The organism is Streptomyces sp. NPDC002573 (assembly GCF_042889625.1).
In the GTDB taxonomy this organism is placed as follows: Bacteria; Actinomycetota; Actinomycetes; order Streptomycetales; family Streptomycetaceae; genus Streptomyces; species Streptomyces gibsoniae.
Genome location: NZ_JBIARC010000278.1, coordinates 1 through 1250, shown reverse-complemented (window position 1 = coordinate 1250; position 1250 = coordinate 1). Strand labels below are relative to the sequence as shown.

Here is a 1250-nt window from a genome sequence, read left to right as displayed (position 1 = left end):
CCTCACGCCAGCTGATCAACCCAGCTACCGCAACGAGACAGTCACCACGCCGGACACGGCGCTCTCACCGACCTCACTCAACAAGAAACGCACCCGTGGCGGGTTTCGGTCTTCTGGCGGGAGTGCCGATCGAGCGTCGTAGTTGACGAAAACCTCGGCGGACGCGGCCTGGTGTCATCGGTCGGTCGGAGGGGACCGACGGTTCCCAGGGGCGTCGCAGATCACGTGTCAGGGTGCGGGCCAGCCGGAGTTGGGCGTGTGCCGCCAGGATCATCCAGGTCCAGCGTTCCCCCTGCTCGGGGGTGCGGATCTGTGGGCGTGTCCAGCCCAGTGCTCCCTTGATCAGCCGGAAGGTGTGTTCGACGTCGAACCTGCGAAGGTAGGTCTTCCACAGCAGGTCCAGGTCGAAGGCCGTGTCCGCAGGCGCGGTGTGCCACAGCCACAGATCCTGTGGTGCCCGGTTGCCGGGCAGCCGCTCGACCTTGATGCGGATCACGGTGCCCGGCACGATCGGCATCGGTCCGACGAAGCCGGTCCAGCCGGCCTGCCTGGTCAGTTTCTGGTGCAGGCCGTGCCAGGCGGTAACCTCCACCGCGCCGTAGCGCGGGTTGTCCGCAGCGAGTTGCTCGTCGGGAACGGGCCAGGTGGCGGGGCTGACCAGTTCGAACCGCTCCCCGTGCTTCCTCGGCCGTCCGGGCTGTCCGTCAGGCCGGTGCCCGGACGGAGCCGTGTAGTAGACCCGGTCCGAGCGCACCCGCCCCAGGATCTGAACTTCCAGGCTGTCCTTGCTGGTCAGATAGCTGGTGCGGGTCAGGTCGCAGCCGGAGTCGAAGATGAACACCGGGGCCGGACGTCCAAGGAGCAGACCGGCGGCGTCCAGGCGCTCGACCACCCGCCCCACTTGCCGGGTCGTCACGAGGGTGGCCTCGTCATCAGGCCCGATCCGGGCCGCGTCCAACAGCGTCGTCCAAGAGGAGGCGCCCCACTCGAGGCCGGCGGCGAAGGAATACGGCCAGCCCGGGATGGTCTTGCGCGCACCGTCGCAGCGGCAGGACGCATAGCAGTGGCACAGCCCGTCGGACGTCACGGCGTCCGGCCGTGGCCACGGCGAGACGTCCACTGCCATCTTGACCGGGCCGTCATCCACCGCCTGCCAGATCGCGTCCCATGAAGTGGTGTAGCCGGGCGTGGTCCCGGAACGCGCGGGTGTCTGCCCGGGGCGTGCATCCGCTGACGGTGCGTGCTCCCTG

1 protein-coding gene is annotated in these 1250 nt (G+C 68.8%); it reads right to left on the bottom strand.

Annotated features, from left to right (window positions below; translation table 11 throughout):
* Window positions 1-73: 73 nt before the first annotated feature.
* On the bottom strand, window positions 74-1250 hold a 1177-nt coding region (locus tag ACFYX0_RS47915), incomplete at its 5' end, for a hypothetical protein (protein WP_388982185.1).